14 protein-coding genes and 2 other RNA genes are annotated in these 18,297 nt (G+C 55.2%); 11 read left to right on the forward strand and 5 right to left on the reverse strand.

Features of this window, described 5'->3' with window-relative positions:
- The first annotated feature begins 232 nt into the window (after positions 1–232).
- The 6 genes from zipA to ACF6ZU_RS21720 all read left to right on the forward strand — a co-directional run bounded on the left by zipA (position 233) and on the right by ACF6ZU_RS21720 (position 8,384).
- Positions 233–1,087 carry a cell division protein ZipA gene (gene zipA / locus ACF6ZU_RS21695; RefSeq protein ID WP_392886846.1) on the forward strand — a complete coding sequence of 285 codons (855 nt, stop codon included), beginning with the start codon at positions 233–235 and terminating at the stop codon, positions 1,085–1,087.
- A gap of 177 nt (positions 1,088–1,264) precedes the next feature.
- Positions 1,265–3,622, forward strand: coding sequence for an NAD-dependent DNA ligase LigA (gene ligA, locus ACF6ZU_RS21700; protein WP_392886848.1), 2,358 nt, complete (start codon positions 1,265–1,267; stop codon positions 3,620–3,622).
- 172 nt (positions 3,623–3,794) lie between these two features.
- A complete protein-coding gene (locus ACF6ZU_RS21705) occupies positions 3,795–4,958 on the forward strand; it encodes a putative zinc-binding metallopeptidase (protein ID WP_392886849.1) in 1,164 nt (387 codons plus the stop codon).
- A gap of 128 nt (positions 4,959–5,086) precedes the next feature.
- Positions 5,087–5,183: signal recognition particle sRNA small type (ffs, locus tag ACF6ZU_RS21710), an RNA gene on the forward strand.
- Between the two features lie 640 nt (positions 5,184–5,823).
- Complete coding sequence (locus ACF6ZU_RS21715; RefSeq protein WP_392886852.1) at positions 5,824–6,912, forward strand: nucleoid-associated protein; 1,089 nt, start codon at positions 5,824–5,826, stop codon at positions 6,910–6,912.
- A gap of 2 nt (positions 6,913–6,914) precedes the next feature.
- Positions 6,915–8,384 carry a hypothetical protein gene (locus ACF6ZU_RS21720; RefSeq protein WP_392886854.1) on the forward strand — a complete coding sequence of 490 codons (1,470 nt, stop codon included), beginning with the start codon at positions 6,915–6,917 and terminating at the stop codon, positions 8,382–8,384.
- Between the two features lie 290 nt (positions 8,385–8,674).
- Here ACF6ZU_RS21720 and ACF6ZU_RS21725 read toward each other — a convergent pair whose 3' ends face one another.
- Entirely contained in the window at positions 8,675–9,223 is a 549-nt protein-coding gene (locus tag ACF6ZU_RS21725) for a recombinase family protein (RefSeq protein WP_392886856.1), read from the reverse strand.
- A 616-nt stretch (positions 9,224–9,839) separates the two neighbouring features.
- Here ACF6ZU_RS21725 and ACF6ZU_RS21730 point away from each other — a divergent pair.
- Positions 9,840–10,223, forward strand: coding sequence for a hypothetical protein (locus ACF6ZU_RS21730; RefSeq protein WP_392886858.1), 384 nt, complete (start codon positions 9,840–9,842; stop codon positions 10,221–10,223).
- Entirely contained in the window at positions 10,220–11,080 is an 861-nt protein-coding gene (locus tag ACF6ZU_RS21735) for a hypothetical protein (RefSeq protein ID WP_392886860.1), read from the forward strand. Before ACF6ZU_RS21730 ends, ACF6ZU_RS21735 begins: the two co-directional genes overlap by 4 nt.
- Positions 11,081–11,596: 516 nt before the next feature.
- Here ACF6ZU_RS21735 and ACF6ZU_RS21740 read toward each other — a convergent pair.
- Together ACF6ZU_RS21740 and ACF6ZU_RS21745 are read right to left on the reverse strand one after the other, a co-directional pair.
- Positions 11,597–11,674: a DUF4236 domain-containing protein gene (locus tag ACF6ZU_RS21740; RefSeq protein WP_392893867.1), complete on the reverse strand. Its 78-nt coding sequence runs from the start codon at positions 11,672–11,674 to the stop codon at positions 11,597–11,599.
- A 434-nt stretch (positions 11,675–12,108) separates the two neighbouring features.
- Positions 12,109–12,255 carry a hypothetical protein gene (locus ACF6ZU_RS21745; RefSeq protein WP_392886862.1) on the reverse strand — a complete coding sequence of 49 codons (147 nt, stop codon included), beginning with the start codon at positions 12,253–12,255 and terminating at the stop codon, positions 12,109–12,111.
- Between the two features lie 218 nt (positions 12,256–12,473).
- On the opposite strand from ACF6ZU_RS21745, the gene ffs (ACF6ZU_RS21750) reads away from it, so the two are divergent.
- An RNA gene (gene ffs / locus ACF6ZU_RS21750) (signal recognition particle sRNA small type) lies at positions 12,474–12,570 on the forward strand.
- A 183-nt stretch (positions 12,571–12,753) separates the two neighbouring features.
- On the opposite strand, the gene ACF6ZU_RS21755 is transcribed toward ffs (ACF6ZU_RS21750), so the two are convergent.
- The gene (locus ACF6ZU_RS21755) at positions 12,754–13,068 is read right to left on the reverse strand and encodes a helix-turn-helix domain-containing protein (protein ID WP_392886864.1); all 315 of its coding nucleotides are present in this window, start codon (positions 13,066–13,068) and stop codon (positions 12,754–12,756) included.
- 418 nt (positions 13,069–13,486) lie between these two features.
- Between ACF6ZU_RS21755 and ACF6ZU_RS21760 the strand changes: the two genes are divergently transcribed.
- Positions 13,487–15,187 (forward strand): putative bifunctional diguanylate cyclase/phosphodiesterase, encoded by a 1,701-nt coding sequence (locus tag ACF6ZU_RS21760; protein ID WP_392886865.1) that lies wholly within the window; start codon positions 13,487–13,489, stop codon positions 15,185–15,187.
- Between the two features lie 145 nt (positions 15,188–15,332).
- Here ACF6ZU_RS21760 and ACF6ZU_RS21765 read toward each other — a convergent pair whose 3' ends face one another.
- On the reverse strand, positions 15,333–16,070 hold the full coding sequence (locus tag ACF6ZU_RS21765) for a substrate-binding periplasmic protein (RefSeq protein WP_392886867.1): 738 nt from the start codon (positions 16,068–16,070) through the stop codon (positions 15,333–15,335).
- Positions 16,071–16,213: 143 nt separating this feature from the next.
- Here ACF6ZU_RS21765 and dnaX point away from each other — a divergent pair, with 143 nt between their 5' ends.
- Positions 16,214–18,283 carry a DNA polymerase III subunit gamma/tau gene (gene dnaX, locus ACF6ZU_RS21770; protein ID WP_392886869.1) on the forward strand — a complete coding sequence of 690 codons (2,070 nt, stop codon included), beginning with the start codon at positions 16,214–16,216 and terminating at the stop codon, positions 18,281–18,283.
- Positions 18,284–18,297: the final 14 nt, after the last annotated feature.

Consider the following 18,297-nt stretch of genomic DNA (forward strand, 5'->3'; position numbering starts at 1 on the left):
TTGTCTGTAGGACGTATTTACCTTCCTTGACTTGCTGGCCAATCGACATATTCGCGCAAGCCATTGTGACAGACGGTGTAAAGTTGCCTTTGGTCGTGCTAGTTTAATGTCAATTTTTCGTATACGTGGGCAAAACGCCTGTCAGAACATAGAGTTGGCGCCACGTTTTAAAGCGGTTTACGAGTTGTAAACCCCTTATTTTTCAGCATTTTTTATAGAGGCACGGGATTACATGGAAATCGGTCTGCGCGAGTGGCTGATCGTCATCGGCATTATTGTCATTGCCGGTATTCTTTTCGATGGCTGGCGCCGGATGCGCGGCGGCAAGGGAAAACTGAAGTTCCGTCTTGATCGAAGTCTGTCCAATCTGCCGGACGAGGACAGCAGCGCCGAGCTGTTGGGCCCGCCGCGCGTTCTGGATACCCACAAGGAACCGCAACTGGACGAGCAGGATCTGCCGTCGGTGAGCATGCCGGCCCGCGAGCCCCGTGAGTCGGGGTCCAAGCGCGGCAAGCGTGGTCATGGCGAGCCGTCGCAGGGCGATATGAACCTCAGCCTCGACCTGGACGGCGGCCCGAGCTTTAGCAGCCGTGACGACGATTTCCCGGATGACGCCAAGTCCTCGCCTTCGGTGAGCGACAAGGAACAGCCGCAAGCCGAAGAAGTGCTGGTGATCAGCGTGATCTGCCGCGACGCCGCCGGGTTCAAGGGCCCTGCGCTGTTGCAGAACATTCTGGAAAGCGGTCTGCGCTTTGGCGAAATGGACATCTTCCACCGCCACGAAAGCATGGCCGGTAACGGCGAAGTCCTGTTCTCCATGGCCAATGCGGTCAAGCCGGGCATCTTCGATCTGGACGACATCGATCACTTCAGCACGCCGGCCGTGAGTTTCTTCCTCGGCCTGCCGGGCCCGCGTCATCCGAAGCAGGCTTTCGACGTGATGGTGGCTGCAGCGCGCAAACTGTCCCAGGAGCTGAACGGCGAACTGAAAGACGACCAGCGCAGCGTGCTGACCGCGCAGACGATCGAGCATTACCGTCAGCGCATCGTTGAGTTCGAACGCCGCGCGTTGACACAGAAGCGTTGATATTGGAGGCCTGCGGAAAATCCTGAATTCCCCGCAGGCCTGTGTAGGAGCCAGCTTGCTGGCGATGGGGTATCTGAGATCGCCATCGCCAGCAAGCTGGCTCCTACAATTAAAATCGCCGCCGTACTTACAGATTGAGCAGCCTCGGCTGCTCTTTTGCTTTATGAGAGAACACCCATGACCGCCGCCAAAACCCGCATTCTAGAGCTGCGCGCTGAGCTGGATCAGCACAACTATCGCTACCACGTGATGGATGAACCGAGCATTCCGGACGCCGAATACGACCGGTTGTTCCACGAGCTCAAAGCCCTCGAAGCGGCCAACCCCGATCTCGTCACCAGTGATTCGCCGACCCAGCGTGTCGGCAGCGCGGCGCTGTCGGCGTTTACCCAGGTGCGGCATGAAGTGCCGATGCTCAGCCTCGGCAACGCCTTCGAAGAAACCGACATGCGCGAGTTCGATCGCCGCGTGACCGAGGGCCTCGACCTGCCGGCCGGCGATCTGTTCGGCGGCGGTGCGGCGGTGGAATACAGCTGCGAACCTAAGCTCGATGGCCTGGCGGTCAGCCTGCTGTATCAGGACGGTGTACTGGTGCGCGGCGCAACGCGCGGCGACGGCACCACCGGCGAAGACATCAGCGTCAACGTACGCACGGTGCGCAACATCCCGCTCAAGCTGCAAGGCAGCGGCTGGCCGGTGACCCTGGAAGTGCGCGGCGAAGTGTTCATGTCCAAGGCCGGTTTCGAGCGCTTGAACGCCACACAACTGGAAGCCGGCGGCAAGACCTTCGCCAACCCGCGCAACGCAGCGGCAGGCAGTCTGCGCCAGCTGGATTCGAAGATCACCGCCAACCGCCCGCTGGAATTCTGCTGCTACGGCATCGGCCAGGTGTCGGCGGACATAGCCGACACGCACATCGGCAATCTCAAGCAGCTTCAGGCCTGGGGCATGCCGATCAGCCGCGAACTGAAACTGGCGCACGGCATCGACGAGTGCCTGGATTACTACCGCGACATCGGCGAGCGCCGCAACAGCCTGGCCTATGAAATCGATGGCGTGGTGTTCAAGGTCAACAGCATCGCCTCCCAGCGTGAACTGGGTTTCCGCGCTCGCGAGCCGCGCTGGGCGATTGCCCACAAATTCCCGGCCATGGAAGAGCTCACCGAATTGCTCGACGTGGAATTCCAGGTCGGCCGCACTGGCGCGGTGACGCCCGTGGCGCGCTTGAAACCGGTCAAGGTCGCCGGGGTGACCGTGGCCAACGCGACGCTGCACAACATGGACGAAGTCGCGCGACTGGGCTTGATGATCGGCGACACCGTGATCATCCGCCGCGCGGGCGATGTGATTCCGCAAGTGGTGCAAGTGGTCATGGAGCGCCGTCCCGATAACGCGCGCGCGGTACAGATTCCCGAGCAGTGCCCGGTCTGCGGTTCCCATGTCGAACGCACGCAACTGGTCAAGCGCAGCAAGGGTCGCGAAACGGTCAGCGAAGGCGCGGTGTACCGCTGCGTCGGTCGCCTGGCCTGCGGCGCGCAGCTCAAGCAGGCGATCATTCACTTTGTCTCGCGCCGCGCGATGGACATTGAAGGCCTGGGCGATAAAAGCGTCGAGCAACTGGTCGATGAAGGCCTGGTCAGTTCCCCGGCCGATCTGTACGCCCTGAAGTTCGATGACATTGTCGACCTGGAAGGGTTTGCCGAGCTGTCGAGCAAGAAGCTGCTGAGTGCAATCGAAGACAGCAAGAAACCGAGCCTGGCGCGTTTTATCTACGCCCTCGGCATTCCCGATGTCGGCGAGGAGACGGCCAAGGTCCTGGCGCGCTCGCTGGGTTCGCTGGAGCGGGTTCAGCAAGCCTTGCCGCAAGTGCTCACGTATTTGCCGGATGTCGGCCTGGAAGTGGCTCACGAGATTCACAGCTTCTTTGAAGATGCACATAACCAGCAGGTGATCGCGGATCTGCTCAAGCATGGCCTGCAGATTCAGGATCAAGGCGAGTTGAGTGCCGAGTTTGCCGCGAGTACCACGCTGGGCGGGTTCCTCGACAAGTTGCACATTCCGTCGGTCGGCCCGGGCGGGGCGCAGAAGCTGGCGGAAAAATTCGGTTCGCTGGAAGCGGTGGTCAGCGCTGATTGGCTGGACATGCGCCAGGCATTGCCGGAGAAGCAGGCGAATGCGGTTCGGGAGTTTTTCGCTTCCGAGGAAAATCGCCAGATCGCTGAAGCCGCCGAAAAGCAGCTGCGTGATTTCGGCATGCACTGGCAGAGCGAGAAAAAGGTCGTCGAAGGCTTGCCGCTGGCAGGGCAGACCTGGGTGCTGACCGGTTCGCTGGAGTTGATGAGCCGCGATGTCGCCAAGGACAAGCTCGAAAGCCTCGGCGCCAAGGTCGCCGGTTCGGTGTCGGCCAAGACCCATTGCGTGGTGGCCGGGCCGGGTGCCGGTTCGAAGTTGGCCAAGGCCAACGAGCTGGGTTTGAAGGTGCTGGATGAAGAGGCGTTTGTCGCGTTTCTGAGTACGCACGGTATTTCCGTGTGAGGCCAATCGCGAGCAGGCTCGCTCCCACATTCGATCGCATTCCTACTGGAAAAACGCGGTTACCTGTAGGAGTGAGCCTGCTCGCGATGGCGATATTCGCCATCACGCAAAATCCGGGAACGATCGGTAACCAATCATGATCTAGTCTTGGCAAGCCCAAGGAGAGATCGCCATGTACCGCTTCTTCGAACAGCTCAGCTCGCGCATCGCCGCGCCCTTCATTGGCGAGAGTTCGCGCAACAGCAAGGTCTGGCACTGTCGCTGCGGGCAGTCGCTGTTCTTTCGCAACAGCCAGTGCCTGGCCTGTTCGGCGGCTCTGGGCTATCAGCCGGAGCAGAGTCGCTTGTCGTCGCTGCAGCCCGGTTTGCAGGTCGACACCTGGACACTCGATGCCGATCCCGAAGCCGGGCTCTTCCGACGCTGCGCCAATCTCGACACCCCGGCCGCCTGCAACTGGCTGTTGCCGGCCAGCGATCATGATTCCCTGTGCATCGCCTGTAGCCTGAATCACACCATTCCCGATCTATCGATTCCCGAGAACCACGAACGCTGGCGCAAAGTCGAAATCGCCAAGCGCCGACTGGTGGCGCAACTGGTCAGCCTGGGGTTGCAGGTCATCCCGAAAACCGTGAACGACGAAACTGGCCTGGCCTTCGATTTCATCGGCGTCGACCTCGAAGGCAAGCCGCCGATGACGGGCCACGCCAACGGCCTGATCACCCTCGACATCAAGGAAGCCGATGATGCCCACCGCGAGCAGGTCCGGGTGCAGATGCACGAGCCGTATCGCACGCTGCTCGGGCATTTTCGTCACGAAGTCGGGCACTATTATTGGGACCGGTTGATCGCCAACGGCCAATGGTTGGAGCCGTTTCGCAGCCTGTTCGGTGACGAGCGTGCAAGTTATGCCGAGGCCCTCGATCGGCATTACCAGCAAGGCGCGCCGCTCGACTGGCAGCAACATTTCGTCAGCGCTTACGCGACCATGCATCCGTGGGAAGACTGGGCGGAAACCTGGGCGCACTACCTGCACATGATGGATGCAGTGGACACCGCGCTGGGTTTCGGCATGAGCGCACGGGAAATGGATTTCGACTACCAGCCGTTTCCATCGAGCACTCTCTACGATCCACAGCATCCCGGCGGCGCGGCGTTCCTGTCCTTCGTCAACGCGTGGATCGAACTGGCGGGCATGCTCAACGAGCTGTCCCGCAGCATGGGCCAGCCGGATTTCTACCCGTTTGTGTTGCCGCCCGCGGTGATCGCCAAGTTGCACTTCATTCATCTGGTAATCCAGCAGGAAGGGGGCAGGGCGGATGAGGTGTTGGCGCAGTAGGATTTTCAGGCCTGCTGCATGTCCTTGAAGCCGTTCAGGTTTTTTAATCCACGCGAACGGTTGTAACTTCGTCTCAGACAGGTACAATGGCGCGGCTCGCCGTCAGGTGAGCGTCGTTATGGTGATCCCATCGGTCCCCCCGCAACGATTACCCGTGAACCTGGTCAGATCCGGAAGGAAGCAGCCACAGCGGGAACATTGTGTGCCGGGGTGTGGCTGGTGGGGTCGCCACCTATCTCTAAATCCTTGATTCTACAAGGATTTGTCAGTCAAAAATCTTGAAGTGTGACAGCGTTTAGGTACACCGAAGTGGTGCACTGTGCTGACAATCTTACCTTGATCATTTTTCTCTCGCCATCAAACCCGTTTTGGATGCGTTGTCATTGATTGAGCATCCGTGACTGAGTGGGGGAGTGTCTAAGTTTTATCGCGCTTTCGACAGTGCATAGGGTTCGAATCACTATCTTTTCGCCATGCATCGAAAAGCCCCGTAGATCAAGCTCTACGGGCTTTTTTGTTTTTGCATTGTACGTAGGGTTTGTACGTAAAATCCTATCCCAGTCACTAGCCCTACAACACTCCATGCGCCATTTCTGGAGTTTAGCGATGGGGTTGGGTTGCCTTCGTATCTCACGCCCTAGCTCTCTCTCTAAGGAGCTCCTCACACGCCAGTCGTCGCCTCGGGGTAGCCAAGCCGCTTGACTATGGCAAACTCACGTTTCGATACTGTTTTTTTGTACAGTTAATTTGAAGTGAGGCTGCTTGAAAAATCGCCGACGACGTGGACACGTTATGTTTCATTGATTATCGTGAAGGCAATGTGTCATCAATTTTTGATGGTCGCTCTTGAAAGGGAATTTTGATAGTGAGAAATCGTGTCAGTGTATTGACTGAAGTGCAGCGAAATGAGCTTGTTGTTGAGAACTTTATTTACCATATCCTGAAATCTGGCGAGGAAGAGCCTGAATGTCTGGATGAGGTACTTCTTTCAAGCGATACACAAAGAGCATTCTTCAAAAAAATCATATCGGAAACAGGTCAGGGTACTCAGTACACCTTTGTCGATAAAGAAACTTCCCATCTAGTGACGGCATGTAATGCAATTGTTGATAATCCCGACACTCAGTTTGTCGAGCAGTCTAAAGAAATAGCTAGGTTGTTTTTGGGGCAACATTCAGCGGGGCAAACAGCTGATGGAGTCCTAATCGTAGCAAGGGTGACTATAATTTCTGGTACGTCAAGGCAGTCTCTAGTCGCTTTAATTAAGTTGGATTATAGTACCGTACTGCGTCAGCAAAGAGATGCAGTACAGAATACGAGGGTTAGATTGGAAGAAATTATAGAGGCTCTTTCTGAGCAGGCTGCTGCCGTTCAAAAGAAGGCGCTAATTCAGCTTGGAGACGATTTTGCTTGGGATGTGCTGGCAGTAGAGCGGAAAAAAACCGGTGCGGTACTTGATACGGAGGACGCGATTACCGATTATTTTAAGCGATTCCTTGGCGTCCGTCTTAGAGTAAATGATTCGACCTTGACTAAGCAAATGGTAGTGGCGTGCCATCGATGGGCAAGAGCATACGGCGGGGATTTGGGTGGTAGAACTCCTTCAGACGTTAGGCATTCAGTAATCGGTTTGCTCGACGCTTTTGCGGATGGTGAAATTGCCTATAGCGATATTAAAGATCGCGTCTGTACTCATACGGATCCCGCAGAAGTTACTCGTATGAAAAGTAGCTTTGACTCGCATATGGATGAGCTTGGGCTTGGTGGAGTGTCGTTTTCACCCAAGCCGGGGTCAATTCCGAATAAGGATAGGAAAGGTGAGTGGGTTACTGATGCAGGGGTCAAAGTAATTTGGCAGGGAGAGCGTAATCCAAGTATTTTGGACAAGGCAAAGCAGGCTGATGGTTCATATATAATTACCATCAGAGCTACTACCGTGGAAGAGCGAGAGTAGTTATGGCTGTTGATTTAGGGTTATTGTCCGGGCTTTTAGTCAATTTGCAGCGGGAGGCTAATATCTCTTGTAGCGAAAACACGTTCGGGGCTAACTATTCTGGTCTTCTTAGTCCTGCTTCTCGGACTGTTTTAGGCGAGTTATCTAAGTTGGTTTGTGAGCATCCTATAACGAGCATTCGCTTGCAGGTCGATGGGCAAGATGAAGCTTGGGATGAGGTGGATTTCACTGATCAGCGTATGCTGGATTGGGTTGTATCTGTTACCGACAAGGCTGCTTTGCTACGAGATTCCTTGGCGATTAATGTTGATATAGATGGATTATTATTTTTTGACAAAGCCTACTTCTTGGATAGTTGGCTTCCAAAAGTTTCCGGTTTGCTAGGTGGTGATCTACACCAGAGTCTCCAATCTGAAAGACCGCTTAAAATATTTGTATACGGTATCGATGCTTCGTTTGGTGGGCCTAGAATTGCAATAGTCCCGACAAATAAATACGATCAAGTTTTACCTGTCGAGTGGATGATGTCAACGAAGCTTCCTAACCTGGAGAAGCTTCTTAAATCGGTACATTTTGTTACCGGAAACGCCGTTATGGTGTCCCCTGAGCGTTTTCTGTTCAATTGGGGAGATATTGATAATGCTATTGGAGCCTACTTTAATAAAGCTTGTGTTATTTACGCCATGATCTCATTGGTTCAAGAGTTTTATGGTTGGGATAAAGTTACCTTGAAGGGGCGCAGAAAGCTTGAATTAAGTGTCTGTGATAGCGAATTACAAGAGTTTTCGAGGCGGGATATTGATGCTGTGATTGGTTGTGTTGAATGGTGCTACGCAGAAAGTGATGAAGAAACAAGAATATTACTTGTTGTTGATAGGCTGACTCTTGATTTGAAGGATGACCAGACTTTGATTGGCGCGGTTCGCCTCGTGTTTGCTGCATTTGCAGAGGCAAAGTCCAGGTATAAATATGTGGTTTTGGATAGAAAAAAAGATTACACGAAAGAATTGTCCGATATACAAAAGGACTTGTCTGGTGTAGTTGATAAATATGTTTCGGCAAGTCATCAATTTACGGGAAGCTTGCTTGCGGATGTGCTGGCATTAGCTTTTGTGCTGACTGCTGGGGTCGTATCTCGAAGATTTATTGCTGAAGATGCGCTGAGGAGTCCAGAAGCTGTGGTGTTGTTCAAGTCATTTTCCATTTATTTGGTTGTGGCTGTGATTTTGAGGTTCTGGGGAGCAATTTCTGTAAGTTTAATTTCTACAAAGTTGTTTACAGATTGGAAGGGTATAGTTAGGTCACATATGTCGGCAGAGGAGCTTCAGAGGATCGTTGATAATTCTTTGTTTTCGGTAAAATTAAATTTCTGGATTACGTGCGTTGTTGTGTTTGTTATCTATGTAGTTATGGCGTTATCGTGTTGGAATGTTGAATTGACACTGGGTTTGTTTGGAGTCCAGGAGCGATAGTCGAAGGTGTGCTTGTAGATCTCCTATTTCCCGTGATTAGTATGAATTCCGTAGATTAACGTCTACGGTTTTTTGTTTTTATCTTGCATCTAAAATGCGCCAGTAAAAACAATTTGAACTGGAAAAATTTTTTGGATCTTTTTTTTAAATCGACTATGCCCATAAAAAGGGACCCATCGCACCCTTTAGGGCTGCTGTGGCAGCATGTAGTGGTCCCCCGCCCATTTTGAGGGTTTCCCCTAGGGTTCCTAAGTACCGGTGGGCTAAATTTGGTCGTTGCGCTTGAAAACCTACGATTGCGCTTTCATAGCCCTTTGCACTGTGCTCAGACTCACTTCTAGAGACTTCGCGACTTTGCGGAACGATGCACCTTCCGATTGCATCGCGGTCCTGATGGCAGCGTCATCTACAGTCTTTGCGCGACCCTTGTACACCCCAGCTTCCTTCGCTTTAGCTATACCTTCCCGCTGACGTTCCTTAATCATTGCCCGTTCGAACTGGGCAACACTGCCCAATAACGACAGCATCAGTTCCTGCATGGGATTAGTTTCACCTGTAAAGAGTAGTTGCTCCTTGTGGAAGTGGACACCGACTTTCCGAGCGTTCAAATCCTTAACTAGTTTCAGCAGATCTTCCAGTGATCTAGCCAGCCTGTCGATGGAGTGGACGTGTACCGTGTCACCTTCACGGATGAAATTCAGCATTTCTTTCAACTGGGGGCGGTCTGTTGTCGCACCCGACACTTTGTCTTCAAACAAGCGATCCAGTGTCAGGCCATCCAGCTGACGAGCTGTATTCTGATCAGCCGATGAAACTCTGACATAACCTACATTTGCCATTTTCTTTACCTTTTTGTATTTATTAGAGTCTAGATGTTTTGAGTATTACTGTGTTCATTTATAAAATCAACTCTATTGAATACGATTTTATGATGGATTCCGTATTCAGTGATTTGTTTTCATATGGGTGTACTTACTGAGCCGGGCAATGGCTTAGTGCTGCCTGCCAAACTAGGAGGGAGGGTACGGTTCCACGGTATGCTTGTCCCTTACATGGTGGCGGTCACGGTGGCGCGGGTCTAGGATGGTCGCGATGGCGTATATGGGTGACAGTGGGCGGGTACGGGGGGAGCTTGGTCGTGACCTTACTTGCTAAGGTCGCTCGGATTTTTCACCTGAAAATAGGTTGGCCACTCCATTTCCACCGACAGAGACCGACTAAATACAGACTATGGACAAGTTGTTAACAGTCTCGTAACCTATGCACGGGGCATGTCAGTTTTTCTCCTTGAATTATGTTGTGTTTCTACAGCGACGATTAGCTCAAGGAGTAATGCGTGTAAAGGGAACTTTCTGCGAAATAGTTCGAAGAAAATATTACGTCTCTTGCGGTGATTGGTTGTAGTCAAAGGGAGAAGTTTATAAGCATGCAGAGCTCAAGTTGCCGGAGACCTATGTGAAGACAGATCAGGAATTAGTGCAAGATGGACTTACTACATCGGGCCTGAAACGATATAAGGATGCGGTATTAGACTTCGAAAAGACTCTACTTGATAAAGCTATCGTGTTCGCCCAGGCAGATAAGGCAGATGACTCGAATATTGAAGTGACTCACGATCATGTACGCTCGGGTGCTATGGCAATGGCCGCCAGTCTCGGAAAGTCTAAACCCTCAACTTGGTCAGTTCCGGTTCAAGTCGGCGAGTATGTTTTTACGGCTCTCGCAGGAGTTGGCGGCGGTTCCTTGAAAGAGTCTTGGGGGACACCGTTATTCGTTTTGAGTATTGCACTAGCTGTAATCCTATTCGTTGTTCGTAGCACGAGGCTGAAGCAGCCATGAAGATTATTTACACAGAATCAGGGAAGAACGCGCTCGAAAGCTTTAAGGAAAGCAAGGCCAAGGAGCTAGAGGAGAACATCAAGCAGAAAAAGTATGTTCTCGGCGATGATCTAATTGAAATTACCGGAGCAGATATAAAAGAAGCCCAAAACGAAATGGGCCACGACAAGCAGTTTGCTCGACGGGGATCCTCGTCCTACAAGCTAGTCCTTCAACTCTACTCAGTCCTGGGGATCCTGTTAGCCTTTTGCGGTGTCTTCTATCAAGATGTTATTTATATTTTCGAAGAGAGACCGCAGCAGCTTGCTTTTATTGTCGCTGGTATCAGCACTTCGATCGTTGGCTTGGTAATGCTATGGCGATTGAAAATCAAAGAACAGGCCGATCAAGAGCTGATCCGAATTCAGCGAATTTCTGCTGCTTCGAAATCCGACGTTGCGCAATTGCACATGCCAGGAGCTTTCACGTCCGGAGGCAGCCCGTTCTTTATCGAAGAGCCGAAGCGCACTGTGAAAGAGGCTGTCGATACTTCTAGAACAACCGGAAAGCCTATATTTCTTGTTATCTACGACGAAAATCACCCCTCCAAGAGCAAACTCTACTACTCACTTGGGTATTTCATGGAGTACCACACGACTAAAAAACTCGTGATGGATCATTTCATTCCTGCTTTGGTGCCGCAAAGCGATAAAGATGCAGCTGCACTCGTCCCCCCCGATGACCCATTGGAAAACTGTCTTTGGGTAGTGCTGGATCAAGATGGGGTCATCATCCGCAGGGAGGGTGTATACGCGAACCCGGATGAAGGGCTAAATCGGGTTCGGGCTGTTGTAAAAGAACTTGGCGCGCCCCAATAGGTTTCAAACTGACGAGTCAGTGGATTAGCCTAGGCTTTAGCAGCTCGTCTGGCAGTTTATTGCCCGTCATGTCGATGCCGCCTAGTAGCCAGGGCTGGCATCGGCAGCTCACGGGGCTGCCAAGTATGCGCGCCGCTAGTCATGGGTACACTCCGCTCTATACGACCTTTCTGTCGCGCGTTTACAGGTCTCTCGCAAATCTAGGTGGTTCGATTTCACGTAGTGCTTCGTCTTTACCGATAACTTCAACCCTCTGCTCGGCACGCTGGCTGTTGAGGTAGGCATCTCTTCTATCTCTGGGAGGTCAACATCCATGAGTAAAGCCCGGCCAGCTTCAATCAGGTCCAAGGAGATTGCCGTCTCTTTGGGCCATTGTGTGTCCTATAGGTTGGGGCTGGTTTGTTGCTCTGCGAAGGGCAAGAGAGTTTTTGGCTACTGGAAAACCCCCATGAAGCTGTTTTTCAGCCAGGCTCCTCGCTTACCAATTCCCACAGATTCCCCTCGTGGGCCTAGTGTTCAATCAACGCCAGACCCGCTCAAATTCATTCGGATGCCTGGAGCAAGCTTGATTGACTTCCTGAATCGCATCGCCATGACTAACTATCCCTGTTGGTTGTGCCACCGTCTGTGACCATGGAGCAAGCCTGCGGAAACCAGCCGTTTTTAGCAAGCCACGGCAATAAGGATTCCACCGCCCATAAGTAGCTGATTTATTCGATGATGCGCCTCTTGATCTCCTCAACTGTGCCGATTAAGTCGCTGCCGTCACGATGCCTTTGTAATCCAAACTTTGCCCCAAACGCCTCCGACTCTTCATTGGTCGACTCAATACCGATCTAGCTGTACCCGACGCGCTCCGCGCATTCCACCAGGAACACCATGAAGCTCCGCCCGTGGCCTTTACGAGTAGGTGTGAGGCCTATTCGGGCTATGACCAAGCAGTTGTGTCCTGTCCATTGTCCCCTCTGCGGGGTAACTCGGAGGTAGAGGTCATATTTGAGCGTCCTTGCGTTTACCGTAGTCCCCAGTCACAGCGTCACATAGTTGCGCTTATAACCAAACTGGGTGGCAAGGTACGGAGCCAGCAACTCCGCGAAATGCCCAGCTCTTGCGCGCGCCTCCTTGTTCTCCCGCTGCTCTGCTTTTAGGTCACGCTCCTCAAGCATTGGGGTCATAACTTGTTCCTCATTGGTCGAAACGGGCTGCGCGCCGTTTAGTGGGGCCTGGTAGGCGCCTTCAGGTGGTACAAAAGGGAGGCAAATAGATGATACAAACGGCTTGCATGGCTTGCCTGCACTGGCCATACAATCGCACCAAATTCACAGCCGCGTGATGGTGAAGAATCGTGCGATGCTCCTTTGGAAGCCCCAGGTGAGCGTCGTTATGGTGATCCCATCGGTCCCCCCGCAACGATTACCCGTGAACCTGGTCAGATCCGGAAGGAAGCAGCCACAGCGGGAACATTGTGTGCCGGGGTGTGGCTGGTGGGGTCGCCTCCATAACGCCCCGCGAGCCTTCTCTCGCGTCGTCGCCAAAAAATACTGTCTTGTCGTTCCGCCATGGATATCGTCCGGGGTGGATTTTTTTCGTTCCCGTTTTTTAAGCAAGGCGAAAAAAAAGGAGGCCGACCTGTCGAACCACGACAAGTCGGCCTCCTTTTTTCATTTCTGCCACTAAGGCTTGGACAAGGCCTGGTCAACCGCTGCAATCAGCTTTCCCAGATCCTTCGGGGGGGCTTTGTGTATGACTGCGAACAGGTACGCTCGCTGTTCATCTTCATCGCCCAGATCGGCGAAAAAGGCTTTCAGCTTCACACCCAGCACATCGGCAAGCAGGAACAGGGCTTCCACGCTGGGGGTATAGGTGCCGGTTTCGAAGCGGCTGATGGTTTTGGGGTCAAAACCGGTTTTCTCGCCTAGTTCAGCCTGAGTAAGCCCCACGACCTTGCGGTAATGCCGAATGGCTGGACCCAAACTTGAAATTTGCATCGCTCAATTCCCATTTAGAATCAAGAACTTAACGATAGATTTTTGCATTAGACAACCGCATGATTCATCACCTTGCTTTGCAAAATGTGATGCGTTTCGTAGAATCGGCGCGCCAAAGAGGATATTGGGCGACCTGTTCTCTGAAGTCTGGCTGTCAGGGAAGTGCCAGTGCCGCGCTGCCTCACAAGTATGCGGAGGGCCCGGATTGAACCTGAGGCCTTGCAAAAAGTTACCGAAATGGCTGTTGCTGCCCTTTTGACAGGGTCTTCGAGACTAGTTGATTGTCAGCTGCCAATGGGCCATCAATTGCTATGCATGGAGTGCTCACGTGGCGCTGCGCATCAAGATTCAACACATCTCTTCCGGGCTTTTCGTGCTGGTCGAGCGGTTCCACCGCTAGCGACAGCGAGCCTGACTCATGGATGAGAAATACCGCAGGGCCGTGGATGCCGCCGCGATTTTTTCCGAGACCGACCTGACCGGCCGGATTACCTACGTTAACGATCAGTTCTGCGCCGTGTCTGGCTACAGCCGCGACGAGCTGCTCGGACAGAACCATCGCGTGCTCAATTCCGGACTGCACTCCGCAGATTTCTTTGCCGTCATGTGGCGCACCATCGCCCTGGGCAATGTCTGGAAGGGCGAGATCTGCAACCGCGCCAAGGACGGCAGCCTGTATTGGGTCGAGAGCACCCTGGTGCCGGTGCTGGATGATGTCACGGGGCGGATTCACCGTTACCTGGCGATTCGTTTCGACATCAGTGAAAAGCGCCAGTTATTGCATTCCCTGCAATGGCGGGTTGGCCATGACGTGCTGACCGGGCTGCCCAATCGCGCGTTCCTCTCGGATTTGCTGGACCAGGCGTTGACGTTCTCCCGGGAGGAAGACATCCCGCTGGCCGTGTGCATGCTCGATCTCGATGGCTTTAAAGCGGTCAATGACGGGTATGGGCACGCCAGTGGCGATCTGTTGCTGGTAGAAGTGGCCAAGCGTCTGCGCGACATCGTTCGCGGCGAAGATGTGGTGGCCCGGCTGGCCGGTGACGAGTTCGTGCTGGTGCTGCGTTACGTGCGCGACGTGCCGGAATTGCGCGCCGCGCTGAACCGCGTGCTCGGCGCGATTTCCGCGCCGTACGCGTTGCAGGGCAAGGTTCTGAATGTGTTTGCCAGCATCGGCGTCACCCTGTACCCCCACGACAACGAAGATGCCGAAACCCTGTTGCGCCATGCCGATCAGGCCATGTACGTGGCCAAGCAGAGCGGGCGCAATCGCTTTCATCTATTCGACGTGTTCCGCGATCAGGAGGTGAAAGCCACTCACCAGACCGTCGAGCGGGTTCGGCAGGCTCTGGCCGCCGGTGAGCTGCGTCTGTATTTCCAACCCAAGGTGAATATGCGGCGCGGTGTGGTGGTCGGTTTCGAGGCGCTGTTGCGCTGGGAGCACCCGCAAAATGGCACGGTTCCGGCCCGGGATTTTCTGCCAGCGGTGGAAGAAACCGACCTGATCATCGATATCGGTGAATGGGTGATGGATCAGGTGTTGTTGCAACTGGACCGTTGGCAGCAAGCGGGGCCGGTGTGGCCGATCAGCGTGAACATAGCCGCCCGGCATTTCCAGCGGGCGGACTTCGTTGACCGTCTTAAACAGGTGCTTGCGCGGCACGCCAGAGTCGCACCGCAGATGCTCGACCTGGAAATCGTCGAGTCAGTGGCCATCGAAAACATTCAGCATGTCAGCGCCTGCCTGCAGGCCTGCCAGGCACTTGGCGTGCAGTTTTCATTGGGCGACTTCGGCACCGGTTATTCGTCGATGAGCTACCTCAAGCGGTTGCGCACCCAGACCATCAAGATCGACAAATCGTTTATCCGCGACATCCTGCATGACCATGATGACCTGGCCCTGACCACGGCGGTCATCGGCCTGGCCCGGGCGTTTGGCCGGCAAGTGATCGCCGAAGGGCTGGAAAGCATCGAGCACGGTGAATTGTTGTTGCAGTTGGGCTGCGACGTTGCCCAGGGCTATTTCATCGCCAGGCCGATGCCGGCGGATGAGGTGACGGGCTGGGTCGAGAGGTTTGTTGCGCCGCTGCAGTGGCGGCAATCGGATACCACAGACTGAAGCTGATCTGCGTGACGTTCAAATTGTGGAAGATCAAATGTGGGAGCGAGCCTGCTCGCGATAGCGATGTACCAGTCGAAGTAAATGTCGAATGACACACCGCTATCGCCGGCAAGCCGGTCTCGCTCCCACAGGTACCACTGGCTCAGGGTTTTCCTACATACAGCCGAATGATGTCATCGATTTCCCCGGACATTTTCATTCGCAGCAACGTCCGCAAAATCCGCTGCACCGGCACGTCGGGATCGTTGCGCACATAGCAGCCGACGCTTTGCTCCTGCAGCACCGCGACGCCTTGCAGTTGCCGCTCGGGCAGCAGGCGCTGGTTGAACCAGTCCAGTGTCCATTGATTGCTGACGGCGTAGCGATAACGTCCGGCCAGCAACTTCTCCAGCACCTGGTCCTGATTGCGCGCATCTTCGCGAAGCAGGTGGCCGCTGTCGAACAGCGGTTGCAGGGTCGGGTAGCTGTAACCGAGCACCGTCCCGATAGTCTGGCGTGGCAGGCTTGCCGGAACGACGGGGGTGAGAGGTTCGTGCCGGCTGATCAAAACGTCGGGCTGAGTCCAGAGCGGAATGCTCCAGATGTAATCCCCGGACTGGTTCGGCAGCCACGATTGCGCGGCGTAGCAACGCACATCGACTTCGCCGTGCTCCATCGCGCTTTGCACCCGCGCCCGGGGCAGTACGTGGAACTCGGCCGGAACGCCGACCTGGGTGGCGAGGCTGACCATCACGTCATGCAGGATGCCCTGGATCGGCTGGCCGCGTTCCAGTTGCACCATCGGCATCGCCCAACTGTCGGGCACTACAAAGCGCAACGGCGCAGCAACTGCCGTGACACTCAGACTTATCCACAGCAGTGCCCCCAAGGCCAGCCGCATAAACGCTCCGGTACCGATGAAACCCGAGCCGATAAAAGCCCCCCAAGTGCATCTTAGCCAGATTAGACGAGCGCGCCGGATGCAATTTTGCCCTTGCTCCGCTAGCATTAGCCGCTTGTGTTCCTTCGTTGCGACGGTTTTCCATGAGTTATCAGGTTCTTGCACGTAAATGGCGTCCGCGCTCGTTCCGCGAAATGGTCGGCCAGACCCATGTGCTCAAGGCTCTGATCAACGCCTTGGACAGCCAGCGGCTGCACCACGCCTACCTCTTCACCGGGACACGCGGGGTCGGCAAGACCACCATCGCGCGGATCATCGCTAAATGCCTGAACTGTGAAACAGGTATCACTTCGACGCCTTGCGGCGAGTGTTCGGTGTGCCGTGAAATCGATGAAGGGCGCTTCGTCGACCTGATCGAGATCGACGCCGCGAGCCGGACCAAGGTCGAGGACACCCGCGAGCTGCTGGATAACGTGCAGTACGCGCCGAGCCGTGGGCGCTTCAAGGTCTACCTGATCGACGAAGTGCACATGCTCTCCAGCCATTCCTTCAATGCGCTGTTGAAAACCCTCGAAGAGCCACCGCCCTACGTCAAGTTCATCCTGGCGACCACCGACCCGCAGAAACTTCCTGCAACGATTCTCTCGCGGTGCTTGCAGTTCTCCCTGAAAAACATGACCCCGGAACGGGTGGTCGAGCATTTGACCCACGTGCTGGGCGTCGAGAACGTGCCGTTCGAAGACGACGCGCTGTGGTTGCTTGGCCGTGCCGCCGACGGTTCGATGCGTGACGCCATGAGCCTGACCGACCAGGCCATCGCCTTCGGTGAAGGCAAGGTCATGGCCGCCGACGTACGGGCGATGCTTGGGACGCTCGATCACGGCCAGGTCTACGACGTTCTGCATGCGCTGATCGAAGGCGACGCCAAGGCGTTGCTGGAAGCCGTCCGCCACCTGGCTGAACAAGGCCCGGACTGGAACGGCGTGCTCTCGGAAATCCTTAATGTGCTGCACCGTGTCGCCATCGCCCAGGCCTTGCCGGAAGGTGTCGACAACGGTCACGGCGACCGCGACCGGGTGCTGGCGCTGGCCCAGGCCTTGCCGGCCGAAGACGTGCAGTTCTACTACCAGATGGGCCTGATCGGGCGCCGCGATTTGCCGCTGGCGCCGGACCCGCGCGGTGGTTTTGAGATGGTCCTGCTGCGAATGCTGGCGTTCCGTCCCGCCGACACCGAGGACGCGCCGAGGCAACCGCTAAAGCCAGTGGGGATCAGCCAGGCCACAGTTGATTCCGCAAATTCAGTGGCTGCCGCGCCGGTTGTTGCGCCGGTAGTCGCTGCGGCAGTTGCACCGGTTGCGGCGGTGGTTGCTCCGGTTCCCGAGCCTGAGCCGGTCGCGCCGGTTATCGTGCCTGAACCGGTGGCTGTACCCGAGCCCGTTGCGGTCGAAGCCGTCGTCGATCTGCCGTGGAATGACCCGGTAGAGCCCGAAGTCGTGCAGCAACCCGCCGTCGAGCCGGTACTGGAAACCGCCGCTGAACAACCCGAATTGCCGCCGATGCCGCTGCCGACGCCGGATAGCGTGGTGCCGGACGCGCCGGAGTGGGTCGCTGCGCCGATTCCGGAGCCGTCCGTGGCCGAGGTCGATGCCGCCACGCCGGGCATCGACATGGATGACGAGCCGCCGCTGGACGAGGACTACATTGAGCCGGACATGGATTCGGCGTACAGCTACCTCGACGAGCTGGCCAGTGAACACGCCGCCGAACCCGCGCCGGAACCTGAGCCTGAGCCGGCGGCGATGCCCGCTACCGGTCTGGCCCTGCAATGGCTCGAGTTGTTCCCGAAACTGCCGATCTCCGGCATGACCGGCAGCATCGCCGCCAACTGCACGCTGATCTCCGTGGAAGGCGACCATTGGCTGATGCACCTGGACCCGGCCCATAGCGCCTTGTTCAACGCGACCCAGCAACGTCGTCTCAACGATGCGTTGAACCAGTTCCACGGGCGCACGCTGACCCTGAGCATGGAACTGATCAAGCCCGAGCAGGAAACCCCGGCCCAGGCCGCATCCCGGCGTCGTGCCAACCGTCAGCGCGAGGCGGAGGAATCGATCCACGGTGATCCGTTCATCCAGCAAATGATGCAGCAGTTCGGTGCGGTGGTCCGTCACGATACTATTGAACCTGTCGAAGCCCTGGCCAGTCAGGGCTAATAACTGAAGGCGTT

Origin of the sequence: Pseudomonas migulae (assembly GCF_043225285.1) — a bacterium.
GTDB classification, from domain to species: domain Bacteria; phylum Pseudomonadota; class Gammaproteobacteria; order Pseudomonadales; family Pseudomonadaceae; genus Aquipseudomonas; species Aquipseudomonas migulae_C.

Coding starts and splice junctions, on each gene's coding strand:
- zipA (WP_392886846.1), top strand. CDS start 233: ATGGAAATCGGTCTGCGCGAGTGGCTGATCGTCATCGGCATTATTGTC.
- ligA (WP_392886848.1), top strand. CDS start 1,265: ATGACCGCCGCCAAAACCCGCATTCTAGAGCTGCGCGCTGAGCTGGAT.
- ACF6ZU_RS21705 (WP_392886849.1), top strand. CDS start 3,795: ATGTACCGCTTCTTCGAACAGCTCAGCTCGCGCATCGCCGCGCCCTTC.
- ACF6ZU_RS21720 (WP_392886854.1), top strand. CDS start 6,915: ATGGCTGTTGATTTAGGGTTATTGTCCGGGCTTTTAGTCAATTTGCAG.
- ACF6ZU_RS21725 (WP_392886856.1), bottom strand. CDS start 9,223: ATGGCAAATGTAGGTTATGTCAGAGTTTCATCGGCTGATCAGAATACA.
- ACF6ZU_RS21735 (WP_392886860.1), top strand. CDS start 10,220: ATGAAGATTATTTACACAGAATCAGGGAAGAACGCGCTCGAAAGCTTT.
- ACF6ZU_RS21740 (WP_392893867.1), bottom strand. CDS start 11,674: ATGGCGATGCGATTCAGGAAGTCAATCAAGCTTGCTCCAGGCATCCGA.
- ACF6ZU_RS21745 (WP_392886862.1), bottom strand. CDS start 12,255: ATGACCCCAATGCTTGAGGAGCGTGACCTAAAAGCAGAGCAGCGGGAG.
- ACF6ZU_RS21755 (WP_392886864.1), bottom strand. CDS start 13,068: ATGCAAATTTCAAGTTTGGGTCCAGCCATTCGGCATTACCGCAAGGTC.
- ACF6ZU_RS21760 (WP_392886865.1), top strand. CDS start 13,487: ATGGATGAGAAATACCGCAGGGCCGTGGATGCCGCCGCGATTTTTTCC.
- ACF6ZU_RS21765 (WP_392886867.1), bottom strand. CDS start 16,070: ATGCGGCTGGCCTTGGGGGCACTGCTGTGGATAAGTCTGAGTGTCACG.
- dnaX (WP_392886869.1), top strand. CDS start 16,214: ATGAGTTATCAGGTTCTTGCACGTAAATGGCGTCCGCGCTCGTTCCGC.